This window comes from Lentzea sp. HUAS12, assembly GCF_024125735.1.
Taxonomy (GTDB): domain Bacteria; phylum Actinomycetota; class Actinomycetes; order Mycobacteriales; family Pseudonocardiaceae; genus Lentzea; species Lentzea albida.
Map to the genome: position 1 here is coordinate 4,414,530 of NZ_CP099738.1, position 23,178 is coordinate 4,437,707.

At 71.3% G+C, this 23,178-nt stretch carries 14 protein-coding genes; 6 read left to right on the top strand and 8 right to left on the bottom strand.

Features of this window, described 5'->3' with window-relative positions; translation table 11 throughout:
- Positions 1–2 precede the first annotated feature (2 nt).
- The 7 genes from ND450_RS19495 to ND450_RS19525 are packed head-to-tail and all read right to left on the bottom strand — an operon-like array spanning position 3 to position 5,449.
- Positions 3–917, bottom strand: a complete 915-nt coding sequence (locus ND450_RS19495; protein WP_253327490.1) for a helix-turn-helix transcriptional regulator — start codon at positions 915–917, stop codon at positions 3–5.
- Entirely contained in the window at positions 914–1,201 is a 288-nt protein-coding gene (locus tag ND450_RS19500; protein ID WP_253327491.1) for a PqqD family peptide modification chaperone, read from the bottom strand. Before ND450_RS19500 ends, ND450_RS19495 begins: the two co-directional genes overlap by 4 nt.
- The gene (locus ND450_RS19505) at positions 1,198–2,019 is read right to left on the bottom strand and encodes a hypothetical protein (RefSeq protein WP_253327492.1); all 822 of its coding nucleotides are present in this window, start codon (positions 2,017–2,019) and stop codon (positions 1,198–1,200) included. The genes ND450_RS19500 and ND450_RS19505 overlap by 4 nt, the downstream gene beginning before the upstream one ends.
- Complete coding sequence (locus ND450_RS19510) at positions 2,016–2,666, bottom strand: O-methyltransferase (RefSeq protein ID WP_253327493.1); 651 nt, start codon at positions 2,664–2,666, stop codon at positions 2,016–2,018. Before ND450_RS19510 ends, ND450_RS19505 begins: the two co-directional genes overlap by 4 nt.
- Positions 2,663–3,382 carry a hypothetical protein gene (locus ND450_RS19515; RefSeq protein ID WP_253327494.1) on the bottom strand — a complete coding sequence of 240 codons (720 nt, stop codon included), beginning with the start codon at positions 3,380–3,382 and terminating at the stop codon, positions 2,663–2,665. The genes ND450_RS19510 and ND450_RS19515 overlap by 4 nt, the downstream gene beginning before the upstream one ends.
- Positions 3,379–4,437, bottom strand: a complete 1,059-nt coding sequence (locus tag ND450_RS19520; protein ID WP_253327495.1) for a pyruvate kinase — start codon at positions 4,435–4,437, stop codon at positions 3,379–3,381. Before ND450_RS19520 ends, ND450_RS19515 begins: the two co-directional genes overlap by 4 nt.
- Positions 4,438–4,447: 10 nt before the next feature.
- Positions 4,448–5,449 carry a phosphotransferase gene (locus ND450_RS19525; RefSeq protein ID WP_253327496.1) on the bottom strand — a complete coding sequence of 334 codons (1,002 nt, stop codon included), beginning with the start codon at positions 5,447–5,449 and terminating at the stop codon, positions 4,448–4,450.
- Positions 5,450–5,706: 257 nt separating this feature from the next.
- Here ND450_RS19525 and ND450_RS19530 point away from each other — a divergent pair, with 257 nt between their 5' ends.
- From ND450_RS19530 to fabD, 5 genes are read left to right on the top strand one after another with little or no spacing between them, the layout of a single operon-like run.
- Positions 5,707–10,086: a beta-ketoacyl synthase N-terminal-like domain-containing protein gene (locus tag ND450_RS19530; protein ID WP_253327497.1), complete on the top strand. Its 4,380-nt coding sequence runs from the start codon at positions 5,707–5,709 to the stop codon at positions 10,084–10,086.
- Entirely contained in the window at positions 10,083–11,081 is a 999-nt protein-coding gene (locus tag ND450_RS19535) for an acyl carrier protein (RefSeq protein ID WP_253327498.1), read from the top strand. Before ND450_RS19530 ends, ND450_RS19535 begins: the two co-directional genes overlap by 4 nt.
- Entirely contained in the window at positions 11,078–15,469 is a 4,392-nt protein-coding gene (locus tag ND450_RS19540) for a beta-ketoacyl synthase N-terminal-like domain-containing protein (protein WP_253327499.1), read from the top strand. Before ND450_RS19535 ends, ND450_RS19540 begins: the two co-directional genes overlap by 4 nt.
- Positions 15,466–17,088 (top strand): FAD-dependent monooxygenase, encoded by a 1,623-nt coding sequence (locus ND450_RS19545; protein WP_253327500.1) that lies wholly within the window; start codon positions 15,466–15,468, stop codon positions 17,086–17,088. Before ND450_RS19540 ends, ND450_RS19545 begins: the two co-directional genes overlap by 4 nt.
- A 16-nt stretch (positions 17,089–17,104) precedes the next feature.
- A complete protein-coding gene (gene fabD / locus ND450_RS19550) occupies positions 17,105–17,944 on the top strand; it encodes an ACP S-malonyltransferase (RefSeq protein ID WP_253327501.1) in 840 nt (279 codons plus the stop codon).
- Positions 17,945–18,284: 340 nt separating this feature from the next.
- Here fabD and ND450_RS19555 read toward each other — a convergent pair whose 3' ends face one another.
- The gene (locus tag ND450_RS19555; protein WP_253327954.1) at positions 18,285–21,530 is read right to left on the bottom strand and encodes a BTAD domain-containing putative transcriptional regulator; all 3,246 of its coding nucleotides are present in this window, start codon (positions 21,528–21,530) and stop codon (positions 18,285–18,287) included.
- A gap of 143 nt (positions 21,531–21,673) precedes the next feature.
- On the opposite strand from ND450_RS19555, the gene ND450_RS19560 reads away from it, so the two are divergent.
- Positions 21,674–23,176 carry an FAD-dependent monooxygenase gene (locus tag ND450_RS19560; protein WP_253327502.1) on the top strand — a complete coding sequence of 501 codons (1,503 nt, stop codon included), beginning with the start codon at positions 21,674–21,676 and terminating at the stop codon, positions 23,174–23,176.
- Positions 23,177–23,178 lie beyond the last annotated feature (2 nt).

Consider the following 23,178-nt stretch of genomic DNA (forward strand, 5'->3'; position numbering starts at 1 on the left):
GGTCACAACCCCAGTCGTTCCAGCAGGGCGACGCCGCCCCGGTCCAGTTGGTAGAAGACCCGTCCGCCGAGCCGTTGTTTCCACACTAGCCCGGACGCCGAGAGGACCGTCAGGTGCTGTGACACGGTGCTCTTGGCCATGCCCAGCGACGCCGCCACGGCGGTGGTGGTCTGCGGCACCTCCAGCGCCCGCACCACCTGCGCGCGTCCGCTGCCCAGCAGGATCGCGAGCCGGTCCCCGGTGCGGGAGACCCGTTCGGACGCGGTCAGCACCTGGAAGAAGCCGGTGGCCCTGGCCTGGTACGAGAGCGCCACGACGCCCGGTTCCCGCTGGAAGAGCCGCACTCCACCGGCGAACACGGTCGGCACCAGCAGCAGCTGCGAGCGGGTCACCGACACGTCGAGATCGCAGTGGAACGGCGCGGTGAGCACCGGCCGGGACCACAGCACCCGGCCGTCCAGCTCCTCCAGCATCGCCTCCGGCCCGGACACGACGAGCGTCCGGCCCCGGAAGAGCGCCTCCTCCTCCAGCGACGCGCGCATCCGCGCCCAGTGCGGTGCGATCGCCCAGTCCCAGTACCGCTCCAGCAGCGTGCAGAGCTCATCGGCGCCGTGGCCCTCGTACCGGCGTCGCAGCTCCTCCAGCTCGGCCGCGAGCGTGCCGCGGTCCGGGCTGGGCAGCGGCACGGAACCGGGTGGGAACAACGGCGGGTCGGCCCGCCGCAGCGGTTCCACCAGGCCCTTCACCAGTTCCCGCGGCATGCCGCCGCGGACCGCGCGGGCCCAGCGGGAGTAGGGCGACGGAGCCTCGCCCGGATAGCGGGCGAGGATCGCCAGACTGCCGATGGTCTCCCACAGCGGACTGAGCGCGAGCCGCACCCGGCCGAGGCTGTCGTCGTCCATCCGCAGACGGATCACCGCAGGGGCTCCTCGCCGGTCCATTCGACGACACCGCGGTCGACGAGCACGTCGAGGAACTCGGCCACGTCGTCGCGCACCTCGGTGACGTCGGCCTCGTAGGCGGCGGCGACGATGTCCGCGATGTCGGCGACGCGGTTGCGCCCGTCCGCCGACTCGTAGATCAGCTTCGCCACGTCGGTGAGTTCCAGTCCGTCGTCGTCGACGCCGAGGACGAGGTCGCCGGAGACGCGGCGGACCCGGACCCCGAGACAGCGGCGCGGTACCCGCAGGCCGGTGCTCATGAGGTCTCCACTCGCATCGCGATGTCCTGGCAGGTGGTGAGCACGGAGCGGACCCACGGCCGGGCATCGGCCGGGTCGTAGTCGCGCATCGTCTCCAGCTCCCAGTACTTCTCGAACGACAGCACGTCGGGAGCGGCGGCCTTGAACCTGTTGGGCCGCCACTTGGGCATGTGGCTGCCGTACTCGCCCGCGCTCTCCAGCAGCGCGTCGACGGCGTGACCGAGCGCCCGGCGGGCCGACAGCACCGCGCTCTCCAGGTGTCCGGACTCCAGCTGTCCCAACGCGTCCTCGGCGGCGTCGTCGGCGAGGCCGAGCGAGCGGACCACGACGATGGAGCGGAACGCGGACTGCTTCATCTGCTCGTACTTGGCGTCGATCCACTCGCCGCCGAGCAACGGGAGGCAGTGGGCGAACCGGGCCAGTGAGGTCTCCTCGCGCGGAGAGAGGATCTCGCCCGCGAAGACACCGCCGGCGTACTTCTCCCAGCTGATCTTGGCGAGCATCTGGTCGATCTGGCTCTCCAGCCAGTAGGTGACCTCCCAGCGCCTGCCGTTGTCGTAGAACACCTCGCTGCGGACCCTCGGCGGGTCGAGCGGCATCAGGGTGGCGCTGCAGGTGTCGGTCTCCCACTCCGCGGTCGTGACCACGTAGATGTCGAAGTCGCTGCGGGAGTTGTCCCAGCCGCGGGCGACCGAACCGACCACGAAGGCGGCGAGCGCGTCCGCGGGCAGCAGGTCCCGCTCCCGCAACGGGGCGAGCCAGTCGGCGGGGTGCTCCTGCTGGTGCGTGGGTGTCGCCACGGCGTTCCGCGCGCTCACTTGCGCCACGCCAGCGACATGCCGTCGGCGACGGGGAGCATGACGACCTCGACCCTGGAGTCCTTGGCGAGACGCGCGTTGAACTCGATGACCGCGTGGTCGGCGGCCTTGACCGGCTCGAGCACCCGGCCGCTCCGGAAGGTGTTGTCGAAGGCGACGATGCCGCCCTGCCGGGTCCGCACGACGAGTTCCTCGTAGTAGTCCAGGTACCCCTCCTTGTCCGCGTCGACGAAGGAGAAGTCCAGGTACCGCTCGGCCGGGAGCGCGCGCAGCGTCTCGATCGCGGGCGCGATGCGCAGCTCGACCAGGTCCGCCACGCCTGCCGCCTGCCAGGCCTCGGTCGCCACCGGCGTCCAGTCGTCGGTGATGTCGCAGGCGATCACCCGGCCGCCCGGTTGCAGGCCGCGGGCGATCGCCAGCGAGGACATGCCGGTGAAGCTGCCGACGTCGACGGCGTGCCGCGCGCCGAGAGCCCGGACCAGCAGGGTGATGAGAGCGCTCTGCTCCGGTGCGGTCTGCCAGTGCGCCACTTCGGGCAGCGCCGTGGTGCGCTCGATCAGCCGTTGCTGCACGGCGTCGAGCGGCACGCTGTGCGCGAGCATGTAGGCGCGCAGCGGTGCCGGGATGAGGAGGGTGCTGTCCTTCACGAGGCGGTGGCCTTTCGGGTCGTCAGGTGGTCGAGGATGCGGCGGGACGTGTTGCCTGCCCGGTCAGCGGTGTCGAAGAGGTCGAGCACCTGCTCGGCGAGTTCCGGCACCCCCACGTGGTCCGTGCGCAGCACTGTCCATTCGGGATCGTCGACGACCTGCCGCAGCGTCAGCTCGTCGAGCCGGATGATCTCGTCCAGGTGGCGGTGCAGGAAGGCGTTGACGGCGTGCTTGGCGGGGCCCGTGCGGGCCGCCATCCGTTCCCGCCGGGCGGCGGGAGCACACGTCAGGTAGACCTGCACCGCGAAGCGGGGAGCCCTGGTGCGGATCCACTCCGGTGCCAGGTAACCCTCACCGGGGGTCAGGAAGGTGTTGAACGAGTGCTGGGTCAGCCAGTACCGGTCCTGCACCCTGACCTCGTCCGGGCCGGGCCGCGCCAGTTCGGCGTCGACGACGAGCTGCGCCGAGCGGATGCTGTTGAACCGGCGCCACAACCGCAGGTCGTGGAAGGGCCGGTCCACGGCGTCGTCGAAGACCGCCACCGCTTCGCGGAGCATCGCCTCCACGAGCCCGCCCCCGGTCAGCGTGCCGTGTGACTGCGTGACCGCGTGGCCACGCGCCCGCAGGCCGGCGCTGATCACACGGGCGAGGCTGGTCTTGCCGCTGCATTCGTGCCCGTCCAGCAGGATTCCGGAGATGAAGGGTCGCTGGGTCATGGGCGGCCCGGGAAGAGTGCGGTCCGGACGGTGGTGGGCGCGTACCGGTCGCGGAGTCCACTGAGGAGCGTCACGGCGCGGACCGGGTCGGCGAACCCCGCGGTCTCCTCGGCGAGCATCAGCCCGGCCACGCCCTCACCGAGCAGCTCGCTGACGGTGGCCAGTTCCGACCGGTGCGGCAGCCAGCCGGCCGCGAGGCTCGTCAGCAGCTGGGTGCCGACGACCACCGGGCATCCGGCCGTGCGACCCGCGTCGAGCACCCGGCGGCAGGCCGCGTGGAACTCGACCGGGCCGGTGTCGAGCAGCAGGTCGCCCCGGCCGAGCAGGATCCCGTCGGCGGCACGGGCGACCTCGTCGGCGCGGGCCGCCCCGGCCGCGGTCTCGATCTTGGCGACCACCGCGGGCAGCGGAGCCCCGCCGGCGCTCTCCCGCAGCACGGCGCGAGCGCGTTCGACGAGATCAGCCGACTCGGCGAAGGAGAGCACCACCGCGTCGAACGGCGTGCCCGCCATCGCCCGCAGCCCGGCGACGTCGTGGTCGGTGAGCTCCTGCGCGTCGCCCGCGCGCCGGATGCCGGGGAACGAGAGTCCCCGCCGGATCCCGATCACACCGGTGGTCAGCGGTACCGCCGTGCACGATCCGGCGTCGTGCCCGACGATCCGCAGCGCGTCCTCGCCGTCACCGATGACGACGAGGTCGCCCTCGTGCGGCACCGGGTCGCCGGGACGCAGGCCCGCCACCCCGAGCACCGGCACCGGGCCGGACAACTCGGACGGGCCACCGTCGAAGCGCAGCACCAGTCCGGTGACACCGGCCAGGTCGAGGTAGTCGTCGTTGGTCAGCCGCTGCTTGGCACCGGGCAGGTCGAGCACCAGCTCGACCGGCAGACCGAGGCCCGCGGCGAGCCCGCGAACGTCCTCGGCGAGGGAGACGAGCCGGGACACGGGGGTCTTGGAGGCCGTGAACCGGAAGACGTCCACGCCCGCCTTGAGCAGGTCGCCGAGGACCTCCGGCGAGGAGCAGGCCGGTCCAGCGGTGGCGACGACGTGGGTCATGGCCGCCCGCTCAGACCCGTGCACCGAGCAGCCCGAGCGTCTCGGCGGCGCGCGTCGCGGCGTCCGCGTCGAGGCGTGCCATGCCTGCGTGCACGAACGACAGGCTCAGCCGGAAGACGAGCCAGCCCACCTCCTCGTTCTCCCTGGGGGAGAAGTCGAAGGGGTCGCCGAGCATGTCGGGGGTCCAGGTGCCCAGCCGGTCGTGCAGCTCGGCGGGCACCAGGGACAGCGCGCTCAGGCCGTAGCGCAGCAGCACCAGGCAGGCCATCAGCTCCAGCCGGGCGGTCTCGGCCGCGTCGGCGGGGCGGTCGAAGTAGGCCTGGAGGAACTCCTCACCCAGCTCGCCGTCGATGCCCTGCGAGAGCATGGCGTTGGCCAGGTCGTACATCGGGTCTCCGACGCCGAGGTGGTCGAAGTCGATGAGCCACGCCCGCACGCCGTCGAACACGACGTTGCCGCGGTTGAGGTCGTTGTGACACAACCGATCCGCGACGCCGAGCCGGGCGAGCGCGGCACGCAGGGAGTCGAACCGCCCGGACGCCTCGCAGTACAGGGCGAACTCCGGGACCGGGGCGGCGATGCGGGCCACCGCCGCGGTCGCGGCGCGCTCCTTGTTCACGTGCAGCCGCGGCTGGCCGTCCATCTCCAGGGTGTGCAGCTCCCGCAACACACGGGCGAGTGAGAGCGCCTGCCACCGGGTCAGCGGCCGGGTGACCGCCGGGGTGCCGTCGATCTCGTCCATGACCAGCACACCGGCCTCCGGATCGGCGTGCTGCACCCGTGGGCCGACGCCCTGTTCCCCGAGCAGCCGGGCCGCCCGGAACTCCGTCGGCACGACGCCCTCCTCGGCGAACCGCAGGTCGATCAGGCGCAGGACCCGGCGGGTGCCGTCGGCCTCGATGGAATAGGTCGACGCCCAGGGTGTCGGCGTGGCCGGAAAAGGGCGTACCGTCGCGTCGTCACCCAGCCCGAGAAGCTGGAGAACACCCGCGATCCGGGCATCAGCGGACATGGATGACCTCTTTCGATCGGCGTTCCCTGCAGCATCCGACCGGCGAGTTTCCTTCGTCAAGGAGCCCATCGAAACACCCGATCGCGGCTTTCATGAATTTCGATGAGACAGGATCAAAAAACTCAGTCATCGCTGGTCACCACGACAGTAGTGACCTGAGTCACTCCTGCTTGACGGTTTCGACAATCAGTTCTTACGTTTCGCTGACATCCGCAGAAGGCAGGTATGGCCTTACTGCCGCCATGGGGGTGTGACAAATGCGTGAAGATGTTGCGATCGTCGGCATCGCCTGCCGATATCCGGACTCGGAACACGCGGGCGCATTCTGGGAGAATCTCGCGAACGGGCGGTCCGGGATCAAGGAGGTCACCGCGGACCACTGGAGTTCGGACACCTTCTACTCGCCCGACGGCGCCGAGACGGGGCAGATCAACAGCAAGTGGATCGGCGGCCTCGGCAACTCGCGCGACTTCGACCACGCGTTCTTCAGCATCTCACCGCGTGAAGCGGTCGCACTGGACCCGCAGCACCGCCTCCTGCTGGAGGAGGCGTGGCACTGCCTGGTGGACTCCGGCCTGCCGATCGACCTGCTCCGCCGGTCGCGCACGTCGGTGAACATCGCCCTGTCGGTGCACGACCACCTGCTCAGGTCGACCGCTAACAACAAGCGGGTGGACGTGTTCGACCCGCTCGGCAACTACCACTGCCTGTCGGCCAACCGCATCTCGTACTTCATGGATCTGCACGGGCCGAGCCGCGCGGTGGACACCGCCTGCTCGTCCTCACTGGTGGCGTTGAGCAACGGCCGCCAGGACCTGCTGCACGAGGGCTGCGACTTCGCGTTCGTCGGCGGAGTCAACCTGGTCTCCTCGCCGTGGCGGTACCTGGCGTTCACCCAGTCCCGCATGCTGAGCCCGGACGGCCGCTGCTTCACCTTCGACTCCCGGGCGAACGGCTACGTCCCCGGTGAAGGCGTCGGCGTGGTGCTGCTGACCACGCTGTCGAACGCGGAACGGCTCGGCTGCCACGTGTACGGAGTGCTCAAGGGCATCGCCACGAACCACAACGGACGCAACCGGACCATCACGGCCCCCAGCGTCCCGGCTCAGGTCGACGTCATCTCCCGCGCTCTGGCCGACGCCCGGATCGAGCCCGCCCGGGTGACCTACGTGGAGGCGCACGGCACCGGCACCAGTCTGGGCGACCCGATCGAGATCGAGGCGCTCGACCTCGCCTACGCCCGGCAGGACCGGACCACGGCGCTGGCGGTCGGCTCGGTCAAGACCAACATCGGCCACGTCGAGGCGGGAGCGGGGCTGGCGGGGCTGATCAAGGTCCTGCTCATGCTCCGCAACAGGACGATCGCCCCCACCCTGAACATCGAGCGGGTCAACCCGCTCATCGAGAACACCGCCGGGCGCATCGAGTTCCCCTCCGATGCCGTGCCGTGGACGGGCGAGGGGCCACTCACCGCGGGCATCAGCTCGTTCGGCTTCGGTGGTGTGAACTGCCACGCCATCGTGTCGGAGTACGAGCCGAACCCCTTGCGGGACAGGACATCCGGCGTTGACGCCCCTGTCTTCACCCTGGCGGCCAAGACCCCCGCCGCGCTCACCCGCTCACTCGCCGACTGGTCCCGGCACGTGCGGTCCGCGCCGCCGGAGGCCCTGGCAGGCCTCTGCCGCGCGTCGAACCAGCGCGACCTGACGCTGCCGTACCGGTTCGCCGCGCACGCCGATGATCTCGTCACCGCGCTCACCCGCCCGGACGTCCGGCACTGCGAGGGCCGGCCCGAGCTCGCCGTGCTCCTGGCCGCCGGCCCGTTCGCGAGCCACGTGGCGGCGCTGCGCGCGTTGGCCGAGCGCGACGTGCACGGCGCCGAACTGGTCGCGCTCTGCGGCAACGGTGCCGCTGCCGCCCTGGTGCACTCCGGAATGATGTCGATCAGCGCCGCCACCGACGCGCTGGCGGGCGACGGCGTTCTCATCGCCTCGGCGTCGCCGTCGACGGCCGTGCACATCGGTGAACAGTTGTTGCTGCCCAACGAGATCACCGCCGACTACCTGGCCGCGCTCGGGGAACGCTGTGCCCGCTCGACAGCCGCCGTCACCGGCTATGTGGCACAGGCGGCCGGTCTTCTCGGCCACCAGCACACCTTCACCCGCGCGCTGAGCGGCTGGGTCAACCCCGCTCAGGCCCACGGCGTGCACCTGATGGAGACCGTCCAGGACTTCGCCACCACCGCGGACTCGCTGACGCCCGAGCACCGCGCGATGATCGCCCTCGCGATCGACGTCGCCCACACCGAGATCGACGACGCCTGGGGCCTGACCCCCGCGGGATGGCTCGACGAAGGCACGCACGAGCTGGCGAACCTGGTGCGCCGCGGCATCCTCTCCCCCACGACCGCGCTGGACCTGCTCGCCGGGACCGCCGACCTGGCGGCGGTCGCCGCGCAGGCCCGCGACCACCGCGACGTCCGCTCCACCGTGCTGGCCGACCTGCCGCTGCTCAGGCAGCACACCGCCGGCCGGCACGCCGGCCTTCGCATCCTCACCGACGTCAAGTGGGACTACCCGCAGGCTGTCCGGGCGGACTGCCTGGCCGTTGTCGGCGACCTCACCGATCCCCCGAGCCGCTCGGTGCGCATCGACACGGCGACGGCGACCGCGTTCGCCGCCTCGCTGATCGGGCTCTGGCTCGCGGGGTGCGCGGTCGACTGGGCCGGGCCGCAGACCGGGGTCGAGCGCATCCCCGGGCTGCCCGGCTACTCGTTCGACCAGCACGAGCACCGGCACGAGGACGCGGAGTTCAGGTTCGACGGCCGGGAACCCGCCGCGGCCGCAGAACCGTTGAGAGAGCACGAGGTGAGCGCTCCGGCACCACCACCCCTCCCGCAGACCACGACGGACGCACCGGACGATCTCGCGGCAGACCTGCGGGAGCTGTTGCGCGAACTGGTGGGCAAGGGCACCCGCAACCAGCTCGCCGCGGTGCTGCCGGACACCGAGTTCGCGGACCTCGGCATCGACTCCCTGATCATCCACTCCCTCAACGGCGAACTGTCCCAGCGCTTCGGCGATGTCCCGGTCACGCTGTTCTTCGAGTGCCGCGACATCCGCGCGCTGGCCGACCGCGTCCTGCGGGACCACCGGCCCGCGGTCGCCGCCCACTTCGCCGCTCAACGCGTTCCGGAAGATGCCGCGCCACGACCTGTGCCCTCCGCGCCGCCGGTCGCGACGCAGCGGCCCGGCCACACCGAACCCGGGATCGAGCGGCCGGCGCCGCCTGTCGCTCGCCGCCGGCACGACCGGACCGACGCCGGCCGGCCGATCGCCATCATCGGCCTCGACGCCAGGTTCCCCGGCGCGGACACGCTCGACGAGTTCTGGGCAGGCCTGTGCGCGGGCACCGACTCGATCACCGAGGTCCCCCGCGACCGCTGGGACCACGACCGCTACTTCGACCCCCGCCGCGGTGTGCCGGGCAAGGTGTACGCCAAGTGGGGCGGCTTCCTCTCCGACGTCGACCGCTTCGACGCCTCCGCCTTCGGCATCGCACCGTCCGAGGCCCGGTTCATGGACCCGCAGGAGCGGCTGTTCCTGGAATCCGCCTACGGGTGCCTCGTGGTCGCGGGGTACGACCGAGAGCGTTTGCGCACCGCGCACGACAACGAGGTCGGGGTCTTCGCCGGTGCGAGTTTCAACAACTACCAGCTGATCCAGCACGAGGCCGACCTGGCTTCGGGCGGTGGCCCGAACGGCGTGCTCAACTCGCAGACCTACGCGATCGCCAATCGGGTGTCGTTCACCTACGACCTGCGCGGCCCCAGCCTCACCCTGGACACCGCTTGTTCGTCCTCGCTGTACGCCGTGCACATGGCTTGCGAGAGCCTGCGCCGCGGCGAGTGCGAGCTGGCGATCGCGGGCGGGGTGAACCTGTCGCTGCACCCGTCGAAGTTCCAGATGATGGCGCACTACCGGTTCCTGTCCTCCGACGGGCGGTGCCGGGCGTTCGGCGCCGGCGGGGACGGCTACGTGCCCGCCGAGACGGTCGGGGCCTTCCTGCTCAAACCCCTCGAAGCCGCGGAACGTGACGGCGACCGGATCTACGGCGTCATCCGGGGCAGCGCTCTCACCCACGGAGGCCGCACCACCGGGTTCACCGTCCCCAACCCCGCCGCCCAGGCGCTGGCGATCGAACGGGCGCTGCGCCAGGCCGCGGTCGATCCGGGCACGATCAGCTACGTCGAGGCGCACGGCACGGGGACGCAGCTGGGCGACCCGATCGAGATCGCCGGCATCACCGCGGCGTTCGGCGCGACGCGGAAGCAGTACTGCGCCGTGGGCTCGGTGAAGTCCAACATCGGTCACGGTGAGGCGGCGGCGGGAGTGGCCCAGATCGCCAAGGTGGTGCTGCAGATGCAGCACCGCACGCTGGTCCCGTCGCTGCTGCACTCCGACCGGACGAACCCGTCGATCGACTTCGCGAACTCGCCGGTGTACGTGCAGCGGAGCCTTGAGGAGTGGAACCCCGCGCGGACGGGACTCGGTGACGTCCCGTTGCGCGCCGGGGTCTCCTCGATCGGCGCGGGCGGCACCAACGTCCACCTCGTCCTGGAGGAGTACCGCGGATGACCGCCGCTCGTTACGTCCTCACGATCTCGGCGGGCACCGCCGAGTCACTCACCGCCCACGCGCAGGGGCTGGCCGCCTTCCTCACCGGCGACGGGCCACGGGTGTTCGGGCACACCGCGACACTGCCCGGCGTCGCCGCGACGCTGCTCCACTTCCGGCCGTGCGCTCCGCACCGCCTAGCGTTGAGCGCGGGCACCCTCGCCGAGGCCGCCGCCAAGCTCACCGTCTTCGGCGAGCACGCGTCGAACCCGGAACTGCTCGCCCCTCAAGGCTTGTACGCGAGGGTCGTCGACCGGAGCGCCTTCGACGGCGTCGAGGACCAGGACCTCGGCTACCTGCTGGCGCTCGCCGCGAGCGCACGCCACGACCAGCTCGCGAGGCTGTGGTCCGTCGGGTTCCCGGTCGACTGGCGGCACGTCTACCCCGAACTGGCCGCGGAACGTCCGGTCTACCTGCCGCCGGCGCCGTTGCGCCGGCGCCGGTACTGGCCGGGGCCCCGGACCGAAAGCCCGCCTGAGGAAACGACAACGGCCGCACCGATGACGACCGCCGCGCCGACGCGCGTCGTCACGGCGGAGCAGGCTCCGCCGGCACAACTCCTCGCCGAGCTGACGAACCTGCCGACCCCGTTGCGCGTGCGCCGGGTCTGCGACTACCTGCAGGACCACATAGCCCGGCTGCTCGACTACCCCCGCGGAGAACGTCCCCACACCGGCAGCGGTTTCTTCGACCTGGGCATGTCGTCGATCCACCTCGCACAGCTGCGCGAGCACGTCATCACCGACACCGGGTTCGCACCGGCGGAGACGTCGGCGTTCGACCACCCGACGATCGCCGAGTTCGCCACCCACCTGGCACGTGAGCTGGCACGCGACACCGAGCCCGAGGCCGCGTCCGGCCCGGAGCTCCCGCTGCTGCACACCCTCGGCCACGACGACATCGACCGGCTTTCCCCCCACGAGCTCGAACGCACCCTCGTCGAGGTTCTCTCATGACCCACGAGCACGAGATCGGCACGCTGAAAGCGTTGCTGCGCAAGTCACTCGACACGATCCGCGAGCTCAACCACAGCGAGCCGATCGCCATCGTCGGCATGGCCTGCGAACTTCCCGGCGGGGTCACCACGCCGGAGGAGTACTGGGACCTCCTGCGATCCGGCCGCGAATGCGCGCGCGATCTGCCCGCCAGCGAATGGGTGGCCGATCGCTACCGGCACTACTTCGGCCAGCATCCGCGCGCGGCCCGCTTCGCCCGCGCCAACTACCTCGACAGCGACGTCATGCGGTTCGATCCGCGCGCCTTCACCATCTCCCCGAAGGAAGCGCGGGACATGGACCCGACACAGCGGCTCGCGCTGAAGCTCACCGCGCAGGCACTGGAGCGTGCGGGATACCAGCCTCGGCGCGTCGACGGCCGCGTCGGTGTGTACTTCGGCGTGATCGGGGGCGAGTACGGCGCGCTCGCGCGGCAATCGGCCGAGCCGGGCTCGTATGCCGCCACGGGCTCGCTCAACAGCGTGGTGGCGGGCCGCATCAGCCACACCTTCGACTTCACCGGGCCCGCGGTGGCCGTCGACACCGCGTGCTCGTCGTCCTTGGTCGCGCTGCACCTGGCGTGTGCGGCCATCCGCGCCGGCGACTGCGAAGTGGCCGTGGTCGGCGGGGTGAACCTGCTGCTCGACCCGTCGATCTTCACCGTGCTGTCGGGCATCGGCGCGCTGTCCGCCGACGGCCGGTGCCGTCCGTTCGCCGCGGAAGGGGAAGGGTACGGCCGCGGCGAGGGAGGCGGCGTGGTCGTGCTGAAGCGGTGGAGCGACGCCGTGCGCGACCGTGATGACGTGCTGGCGCTGGTACGCGCGACAGCGATCAACCACGACGGCACGTGCAGCGGGCTGACCGTGCCGAACGGCCGGGCGCAGAGCGCCCTGATCGAGCAGACCCTGCAGCGGTCGGGTCTGCGTGCCGCCGACGTCGACTACCTGGAGGCGCACGGCACCGGCACGCGACTGGGCGATCCCATCGAGATGTCGGCGGCCGGCGCCGTCTACGGCCGCGATCGGCCCGCTGACCGTCCCCTCGTCGTCGGTTCCGCGAAAGCGCAGATCGGGCACCTCGAAGCGGCCGCGGGCATCGCTTCGCTCATCAAGCTCGTGCTGGTGCTGAGGAACCGGCGCGTGCCCGCGCAACTCGTCGCGGGCGAACCCAACCGCGCCATCGACTTCGAGCGCCTCGGCCTTCGACCGCCCACGACCGAAGCACGGCTGACCTCCCCGCACCCCGCCGGTGCGGTCAGCTCCTTCGGCTTCAGCGGCACGAACGGGCACGCGATCCTGTCGGCCGCTCCTTCGGCGGAGGCCACGCGGACGGGGCGGCGGTTGAGCGCGCAGCCGATCCTGGTTTCGGCTCGCTCGGCGCCCGCGCTGACCGACCAGATGCGCCGGTTGGCAACGTGTCTGACGGAGACGGACGCCGACGTCGAAGACGTCGCGTTCACCCTGGCGGTCGGCCGGGAGCACGGACCGTTCCGCGCCCACCTGCCGGCCGGCACCCGCGAGCAGGCGGTGCGCGTCCTGGAAGCCAGGCTGGCCACCACGTCGGTCGTCACGCCGTCGCGGCTGTTCCGCGCCGGGGAGGCCAAGCTCGGGTTCTTCGTCGGGGCGGCGGAAACCGGACGTCAGCCGTGGTACAGCCAGTTCCCGGCATTCCGCGCCGGATTCGACCGGGTGGACGCGGCCTGGTCCGGCACGGGTGAGCCGGCACTGACCCGCTGGCTCGAGTCGGACGCCCGGCCGACCGACGTGGTGGAGTCCGCCGCCCTGCAGCTCGCGCTCCTGTGCGGCGCGGTGCGGCTGTGGCAGGCTTTCGGCGTCCGGCCGGCGATCTGGCTCGCCGAAGGAATCGGCTGCTTCGCGGTCGCCGTCGAGACCGCCGCCCGCACCCCGCGTGAGGCCCTCGACGAGCTGCGCCTGGTGGTCACCGGAGCCGAGGTCCGTCCGGACCAGAGCATCGACCTCACCGGCCGGCCGATCCCCCCGATCACCAGCGCGCCCGGTCACCGCGAGTTCGACGCCGCCGTCATCTGCCCTCGCGACGGCGGCTTCGTCGGCCCCCGGCACCTGGCCGACCCCGCCTACTGGGCGGCGGCCGCCACCACCCGCGCCGACCTTGACGCGGCGGGCAGGCTGTGCCTGGAGCACGACGTACGCCTCGGCCTGGTGATCGGTGAGAGCAGTGCGACCACGCGTCTCCGGGAGCGGCTCACCCTCGTCGACGCGGCCGAGGACCTCGTCGGGTGCCTGACACGCCTGTACGAGCTCGGTTTCGACGTCGACTGGCGCCCGCTCCACGAGCACACCGGGGCACGCCGGGTCGCTGTGCCCACGAGCCGGCTGGACGAAGCGGTGTACGCCTTCGAAGCCGTTGCCGCACAACCGGTCCGCTCCGGCGCGCTGCACCCGGTGCGGCACCTCTCACCCGGTGCCGGTGTCGAGGTGGGCTTCGAGCTGAACCCGGCCGAGCTGGCGCTCGCCGACACGCACCACGTCGTCCACATCGGATTCTTCGTCGAGATGCTGGTGCGCGGGCTGAAGGAGGTCGCACCGGACAGCGACTTCGAAGTGACCGACATGAGGTTCAGCACCGCACTGGTCCTGCGCGACGCACCCGGCGTCGTCCGGCTGGTGTTCGAAGGGCTGCGCGGCTCTCGCGCGAGCTTCGCGTTCCACTCGCTCACCGATGCGACGAACAACCAATGGCAGCAACACGTGCACGGCACGCTCACCGCGCAATCACCGGCAGCGGAGCCGGAACGCGCTCTGCCGTTGACACGCGTGTGCTCCGGGCCCGAGTTCTACGCCGGCCTGGCGGCACGCGGAATGCACCTCGGGCCGAGCGTGCGGGTTGTCGGTGAGGTGTTCCGCGACGACTCCGGCGTCCTCGCCACCGTCGCGCCGGAACACCACACCGCGCCGTCCCAGGCCACCGCTCGGGTCACCCCCGGTCTGCTGGACGCGTGCGCGCAACTCTTCCACGCCGCACTACCGCCCGGCGAGCACTCGGCGTTTCTGGTGGAACGCCTGCAGGGCCTGGTCATCCACCCCGGCGCACCCGCCGCGGCATCCGAACTGCGGCTGGACGACGTGCGGTTCGACTCCGCCGAAGCCCTCGCTCATGGCCGGGTGACGGTCCGCGACACCGACGGCCGAACCGTGCTCCGCTGCGCCAACGCCACCGTGCGCGTCGTCGAAGGCGGCATCGAGTCGGTGCTGGCCGCCGCCGGACCCGTCGCCGGCGACCTGCTCCTCACCGCCGACGATCTGGCCGCCGCGGCGGCGGGAGAGCGAGCCCCGGTCGAAGGCATCGTGCGCCGTCTGCTCGCCGGGTTGACCGACGCGCCCGCGGACAGCATCGGGCCGCACGACTCGACGACCGCGCTCGGCATCGACTCGCTGCAGGCCACCACACTGCACCGGGCGCTGCGGCCGATCGACGCGGACGGACGGGTCGCGCTGGCCGACATCGTCGCCGGGATCTCCGTCGCCGACCTGACCACCCGGCTGCTGGGCAGGCGCAACGGGGTCGCGGTGCCCGCGCGCGCCGGCTTCCTCCGCCAGAGGAAGGACTCCACCGCCAAGGTCCGGTTGCTGTGCATCCCCTACGGCGGCGGCAGCACGCTGCTGTTCCAGCGCTGGCAGGGGCTCCTGGGCGACGACGTGGACGTGTGCCCGGTGGCGCTGCCCGGCCGCGGCGAGCGCTTCGGCGAACCGGTGGTGCCCGACGTGTACGACCTGGTGGACGCCCTCGAACCGGAAGCCGCACAGGCCTGCGACAAACCCGTCGTCATCTACGGGCACAGCGCGGGGGCGCTGATCGGCTATCTGCTGGCGCTGCGGTTGCGACGACGGGGCATCACCGCGGTGCGGCACCTCGTCGTCGGCGCCTTCAGCAGTCCCGGCCGCGGCGAGAACCCGTTCTACCGCGCCTGCCTGCGCTCTCTCGCGGACGCCGGCTACCCGGAAATGCCGAGCACCGCACAGATCCGCGCGCTGGACGTCGCCGGGCTGCGCGAGCTCGCGCGGCTGATGCTGCTTCCCACCCCGCCGGACGTGGACGCGGAGTTCCTGCGTCTCACGCTGCCGATCCTGGCCGGCGACATCCGGCTCGTGGGCAGCTTCCGGCAGGCGGACGCGGAGACGCTCGACATCCCGATCACCGCGGTGCACGGCACCGGGGAGGACCGGGTGTCCGGTGACGAGATGCGCGACTGGCGCACCCGCACGTCGGCGGGCTTCGACTTCCACGCCCTGGCAGGCGACCACTTCTTCCTCCATCCCGACCAGCGGCAGCACGAACTGCTCGACATCCTCCGTGAGGTTCTGAAATGACTACCGTGGACACAGCCGAGGTCGAGGTGCTCGTGGTCGGCGCGGGCCCGGTCGGCCTCGTCCTCGCCTGCGCGCTCGCCGACAGCGACGTGCGGGTGCGCATCATCGACAAGCACGAGCACTGGTCACCGTTGAGCAAGGCCATGACGCTCACCCCGCGCACGTTGGAGTGCTTCCACATGCTCGGCCTGGCCGACACCTGCCTGCGGCAGGGCATCATGTCCCAGCGGATCAACCACCACACCCAGCGCGGAAGCGTCATCGGTGTGGCGGACCTGGGCAAGCTCGAGGGCGACTACCTCGGGCTGTTGCAGCTCAGCCAGAGCGACACGACCGGCATCCTCGACCGGGCGGCGGCCGAGCGGGGCATCACCGTCGAACGCGGCCGCGCGCTGACAAACATCGACGTCGAAGGCGACGGCCACCGCTGCCACCTGCTCGACACCGACGGCCGGACCTCCACGGTCGCCGCGCGGTTCGTGGTCGGCGCGGACGGCGGCCGCAGCCGGGTCCGCGAGATCGTCGGCGCGGAATTCGACGGTGCGGAACAGGACGAGACCTTCATCATGGCCGACATCGAGATGAGCGGGTTCCCCCATCACGCGCACGAACGGCACCAGTTCTGGCTCGACGAGGGCACCTTCCTCGCCGTTCTGCCGATCGACGGCCGCATGTTCCGGCTCGTCTCCACCTGCCGGGTCGCCTCCGCCGAGGTGGACGAGGAGTTCGTGCTGAACCGGTTCCGGCAGGTGCTGAGCGCCGTCGGGCTCGACACCGTGGCACTGGGCGATCCGTACTGGATCAGCCGGTTCAACCCCCGGCAGTTCATCGCCGACAACTTCCGAACACAGGGGATCTTCCTGGCAGGCGACGCCGCGCACGTCCAGAGCCCCATCGGCGCCCAGGGGCTGAACACCGGCATCCAGGACTCGGTGAACCTGGCCTGGAAACTCGCGCTGGTGCTGCGCGCCAAGGCGGGCGACGCCCTGCTCGACAGCTACCACGGGGAGCGGTTCCCGGTGGCACAGGCCCTGTTCGACTACAACAACACGCTGAGCGAACGCGTCTTCGGCCGGGACCAGTCCCAGCGCGAGCGCCTGCGCGGCGAGAACGAGCGACTGCGCGAACCCGCCTACCACGCCTCGGAGATCGCCAAGCTCAGCCAGTTCGCCGTCGCCTACCCCGCCCCGGCGGCACCCATCACCCGTTCCGGGGTCACGCCAGGCCGGCGAATGCCTGCCTGCACCCTGACCACAGCCTCCGGCAAGTTCGACCTGCTCCGCGAACTGGGCGCCCGGCGACACGTCCTCCTCGCCTTCGCAGGCCCGTACGACACCATCGAGTCACTCCTCGGACAGACGCTGGAGAAGTACCAGGAGCGCCTGGGAAACAACGCATTCCGCGCCCACATCGTGCACGAGCGCGTATCCCCGGCCCAGCGCTACGACACACCCTCGGGCCTGCTCGACATCGCCGGCCGCTACCGCGACAGCCTCGGACTCCGGTTCGGCGACGTAGTCGTGATCCGACCCGACGGCCACATCGGCGCGCTGGCCGACACCACCTCACTGTCCACACTGGACGACTACCTCGACCACCTGTTCGCCACAGCGAACTGACCGAAGGGGCAGCACGGTGCCAGTCATCATGTTCACGGGCCAGGGCTCGCAGTTCGCGGGAATGGGCCGCGACCTGTTCGACGAGTTCCCCGAGCACCTCGCGCGCGCGGACGAGGTACTCGGCTACTCCGTCCGAGACCTGTGCCTGGACGACCGGCGACTGACGTCCACCCAATTCGCCCAACCCGCCCTGTACGTCCTGAACGTGCTGACCTACCTGCACGTCCAACGAACCTGCGGACTCGAACCGACCGCACTGCTGGGCCACAGCCTCGGCGAGTACTGCGCACTGCACATCGCCGGCGTGTTCGACTTCAGCACCGGACTCACCCTGGTAGCCCGCCGCGGCGAGCTGATGGCCACAGCCGATGACGGCGCCATGGCCGCGGTCGTCGGACTCGACGCCGACACCGTGCACCGCACACTCGCCGGCTGGAACGAATCCGGACTCTGGGTAGCCGGCTACAACACACCGGACCAGGTCGTGCTCTCCGGCACACGCACCCAGGTACACGCGGCCAAGGCCCACTTCCTAGCAGGCGGGGCACGCACCTACGTCCCACTCAACGTCAGCGGCGCCTTCCACTCCCCCTTGATGGCGACAGCCCAGGCGGAGTTCGAACGCGAACTCGCCCGAACCGACCTGCACACCCCGCGCATACCGGTGGTGAGCAACAGCACCGGGACCATCCACACCGACGAAGGGCTCCGACAGCACCTGGGCGCACAGATCTCGGCCCCGGTCCGGTGGGTGCAAAGCGTGCAACTGCTGGCCGACCGCGGCGAAACCTGCTGGACAGAGGTCGGTCCCAAGAAGGTCCTCACCCCGATGGTCGAGAAGATCCTCGCGGCCTGAAGCACCTGGCCGAACCCGTGCCGCACCGTCGTACGGTGCAGTGCGTGCGGCACACCGCCGAACGCCACGTGGATCCTTCCGTCGGAACCACCGACAGGTCCCGGCGTCACAGCACCCTCCAGTTCGCGCTTCCACCACGAAGACCTCGACCGCGGGGGCCGGGGCCATGACACGCTCGTGATCTTCGCGAGCGACAACGGCGGCGCCGCTCCCACAACTGGCCGCTCGTGGGCATCAAGGGCGTGTTGCGGGATGGCGGAATACGCGTGCCGTCCATCGTCCGCTGACCCGCTCGCATCAAGAACCCGCGGGTCAGCAGGACTCCGGTTCTGAAGTGATGTCAGTCCGAGCCGGACGGTCCGTGGACAGGAGGGGCCAGCAGGAGCGGGTCCATCCGTGCGATGGCGCCAGGCCGATCTCTCACGTGGCCCGCCCGGTAGCACCGACTGAACCGGTCGCCGAACTCGGTTCGCAGTCGTTCGGTCAGCCTGACCGCGAAGACGTCGGCGCCACCTTCGCCGCCACGCAGGTGCGCCGCGGCACCGAGGATCTCCGCCGCGTCGTCGAACCGGCCCAGAACCGCGGCCACCTGCGCGAGGCCGGGCCCGAGCAGCGCGATGACCGGGCTGTCGCCGGTCCGGAGGGCGGTCGGATACGCCTGGGCGAGGGAGTCGAGGGCGTCGTCCAGCCGGTCCGGCGACTGTTCGGCCGCGACGGCGTGGACGACCGCGATCGCACCGAGCACGGTAGTGACCACGTGGCCGCGCACCGGTTTGGCCGCGTCCTGCGCACCCAGCCGAGCTCGGACGTCGTCGGCCAGGCGCAGAGCCGTGTCCTGGTTGCCGGTGGTCGACTCGATGCCGGCCAGCATCGAGTCGACCACCAGGTCCGCTTCGACACCGCGCCAGGGGTTCTCACCAACGGACCGGAGTTCGGTCAGCTCGTGGCGCGCCTGCTCGGTCCGTCCCAACGACCACAGCAGCCAGGCGATCCTCAGCCGCAGGAAACGGGCGTCGTCCGCCGCTCCCAGCTCCTCGGCGGCCACCCGTGCGTCCTCCAGGTCCACCAGGGCGCCGTGCAGGTCGCCGTCCACCATCCGCAGCTGGGCCCTGGTCCGGGTGGCGACCGCGATGCCCCAGCGGTCCCCTGTCGCGTGGAAGTCGCGCAGTGCCAGCTCGACCTCCTCCCGCACGCGGTCCGCGTCACCGCTGTTCTCCGCCCAGTTCGCGGCCGCGACGTGCCGCACCGCCCGGATCCACGGATCGGGCGAGCTGCGGGCCTGACCGGCCACGGCTTCGGCCTCGTCCGCGAGACCCGCGAGCGCCGGGAGGACGGCCAGCACCGCGTCGAGGCTGCCGTAGGGGGACGGAACCGGATCAGCCCGTAGACGGCTGAGCAGACCGGCGAGCCGGTGCCGGACCTGGTCGCCGCCGGCATCGCGACCTTCGTCCACAGTGGACAAGAGCTGCACCGCCTCTGCGTGGCGGAGGTAGGGCTCGTCGGCACCGCGATGGGCGTCGATCAGCTCGTTCAGCCAGCCCTCCTCGTGGGTGTCGCCGGTGATCCTGCCCAGCCATGCCGTACCCAAGGTCATCAGCAACGCCGCGCGCAACCGTCCCGAGTCGAGCAGGAACCGCCGCGCGGCGACGATGTTGGGTTCCTCCGCGCGCAGCACGGCCAAGGCGCCCAGCTGGTCACGACCCCGCAGCACGGGCTCCAGCGCGTCGACGAGCTCCGCGAAGTGGCGGGCGTGCCGGTCACGCGCCGCCCGCACCAGCCCCTGCTCGGTCAGGCGCTCGACGCCGTACTCGCACAGCGTTTCGAGCATCCGGTAGCGGATCGGCGTGTCGTGCTGGGTTCGCAGCAGCGACTTCTCGGTGAGGTTCATCAGCAGCTCGCCCACGTCCTCGGCGGGCAGCGCCTCGTCGGCGCAGACCGCGACGGCCGCCTCCTCGGTCACGCCGCCCGGAAACACCGCGAGGCGTTCCGCCAGCACCCGTTCCGGCTCGGTCAGCAGCTCCCAGCTCCAGTCCACGACGGCTCGCAGCGTGCGGTGCCGCGGCAGGCCCGCGCGGTCGCCTCCGGTGAGCAGCCTGAACCTGTCCGAGAGCCGGCGCGCGACCTCGGCCACCGGCAGCACCCGCAACCGGGCGGTGGCCAGCTCGATCGCGAGCGGGAGGCCGTCCAACCCGCGGACGATCGTGATCACTGCCGCGACGCTGGTGTCGTCGAGGACGAAGCCAGGACAGGCGTGCGAGGCCCGGTCGAGGAACAGGCGGACCGCGGAATACCGCACCGCCTGCACCGCATCGGCTCCCGGCGGTGGCAGCGCGAGCGGGAGTACGGGAGTCAGCGCCTCGCCGGTCAGCCCGAGCGGTTCGCGGCTGGTGGCCAGCACCCGAACGTCGAGCGCGACCGCGACGATGTCGGCGACCAGGTCGGCGACCGCGCCGAGCAGGTGCTCGCAGTTGTCCATCACGAGAAGCCCGGCGGCGTCGCTCATGGCGTCGAGCACCCGCTCGCGGTCGTCCTGAACGGGCTGGTCCGGCCGCAGCCGTGCCTCGCGCAGGCCGAGCGCTTCCAGCACGGCCCGCGTGAGACCGGTGCCGGACGTGACCGGAGCCAGCTCCACCATCCAGGCTTCGCGGTGTCCGTCCGCCGACCACTCCCGCGCCGCCTCGGTGGCCAGCCTGGTCTTCCCCGCGCCGCCGGTGCCCACGAGCGTGGTCAGCCGGTTCGCCGCCACGGACGACCGGACCTGGGCCAGCTCGGCTTCTCTGCCCACAAAGCTCGTCAACGGCACGCCCAGGCTTCGCGGAGGCCTTCGCCGCACCGGGGTGCGGACCTCTCGCTCACCGCTGAGCAGCCGCAGGTGCAGGTCGCGCAGCTCCGGCCCCGGATCGGCGCCCAGCTCTCCCGCGAGGTCACGGCGGATCCGTTCGTAGCCGGCCAGCGCGTCACCGCCTCGGCCGGTCGCGGCCAGCGCCGTGATCAGCTGGGCGGCGAAGTCCTCGCGCAACGGGTACTCGTCCGCCATCCTCCGCAGGTCGGCGACCACCTCGTCGGCCCGACCGAGGGACAGTGCCGCGGCGAACCGCCCGACGGTGACGTCCAGGCGCAGGTTCTCCAGTTCGGTGGTCAGGCCGGGCACGTACGGCGCGTCGGGCACCCCGGTCAGAGCCGGTCCGCGCCACAGCGCGAGAGCCTCCTCGAAAGTGGTCAGCGCACGCTCGTCATCGCCTTCTCTCGCGGCGCGGCGGCCGTGCGCCAGCAGGTCCTGGAAAGCGAGCGCGTCAACGGCGTCGCGGACCAGCGGCAGCCGGTAGCCGCGGGAGTCCATCAGCACCGAGCCCGCGCCGCCGAGTGCGCGGCGCAGCCGGGTGACCAGCGACTGCAGAGCGTGAGCCGCCGCGTCGGGAGGCCTGCCGTCCCAGACGGCGTCGATCAGCTCGTCGACTCCGACGGGGTGCGGAACGGCGACCGCAAGCCGGCAGAGCGCGGCGCGCAGCCGGTTGCCCGCGAGCTGTGCCGCGGCATCGTCCACGTGCACTTCCAGCGGGCCCAGAACCGCCACGCGCACGTTCATCGTCACGGCCGCAACTTTGTCAGACGGCATCCGGCGCACAGTTCGAGACCTCCGCGTGTGCGCCGCGTGTGTGCCGTGTGAGTGGTCCGCGCCAGTGTTCGCCTGACCAACGCGGCGAACGCACTTCGGAAGGTGAATCACTCGTGCATGACGTACTGATCGTCGGAGCCGGCCCTGTCGGGCTCTTCCTCGCCTGTGAGCTCGGCCTCGCGGGCTGCTCCGTGCTGGTGCTGGAGAAGGACGCCGAACCGCGCTCCCCGTGGAAGAGGGCGCCGCTCGGCACGCGAGGACTGTCCGTCGCTTCGGTCGAGGCGTTCTACCGCCGCGGCATGCTGGCACCGGTACTCGAAGCGGCGGGCATCTCCCACGACCCGGACGAAGAGCCCGCGCCCCCGCAGGCGTACGGCCACTTCGCGGGCATGATGATCAACCCGGACCACGTCGATCTCGCAGCATTGCCCTTCACGCTCCCCAGCCCCGCGAACCAGCAGGCGGTCGTACAGCTGGAGGCAGTCGAGACCCTCCTGACCGAGCGTGCGGAGGAGCTCGGTGTGGAGATCAGGCGCGGCGCCGCGGTCTCGGACGTCACCCAGGACGAGAACGGGGTGGTCGCGCACGCGGGGGGCCGGGAACACCGGGCACGGTGGTTGATCGGCTGCGACGGCGGGCACAGCGCGGTGCGCAAGCTCGCGGGGTTCGAGTTCGTCGGCACCGGCCCGCGCTTCACCGGCTACATCGCGCAGGTCGACCTCGACGACCCCGATCAGCTGAAGCCCTGGTTCAACCTGACACCGACCGGCATGTACCTCAAGATGCCCGGCGGCGGAATCGGCATGATGGACTTCGACGGCGGCACGTTCGACCGCTCTCAACCGCTGACCCGCGAGCACGTCCAGGAGGTGCTGCGCCGGGTCTCGGGTACCGGCGTGACGATCACTGACGTCCACCTCGCCTCCACCTACACCGACCGGGCCATGCAGACGTCCACCTACCGACGCGGACGTGTCCTGATGGCAGGCGACGCCGCGCACATCCACTCGCCCCTGGGTGGGCAGGGCCTCAACACCGGCCTGGGCGACGCCGTCAACCTGGGGTGGAAGCTCGCTGCGGTCGTGCGCGGTGACGCCGAGGAAGGACTCCTCGACACCTACGAGCACGAACGGCACCCGATCGGAGCCTGGGTGCTCGAGTGGACGCGCGCCCAGGTCGCGGCCATGGGACCGGATCTGCACTCGCAGGCGGTCCAGGGAGTGCTGCGCGACCTCATCGCGACGCCGGACGGCGCGACCTACGTTTACAGCAAGATGTCAGGCGCATGGCTCCGCTACGACCTCGGCGAGGACCACCCGCTGACCGGCCGCGACGCCCCGGACTTCCGCCTGGTGGACGGACCCCGCCTCGCCGGGCTGATGCGGGACGGACGGGGCGTGCTGCTCGACTTCAGCGCCGACCAGATCCTGCGCGATCCGGCCTCACGGTGGAAGACACAGGTGCACTACGCGGCAGGGAGGGCGAAGGACGAGCTGGGATTGGCAGCCGTGCTCGTCCGGCCCGACGGCATCGTCGCCTGGGCCGACAACGGTCACGCCGATCCGAAGTCGTTCGAACGTGCCGCAGCACGATGGTTCGGTGCGGCGTCCGAGTAGAG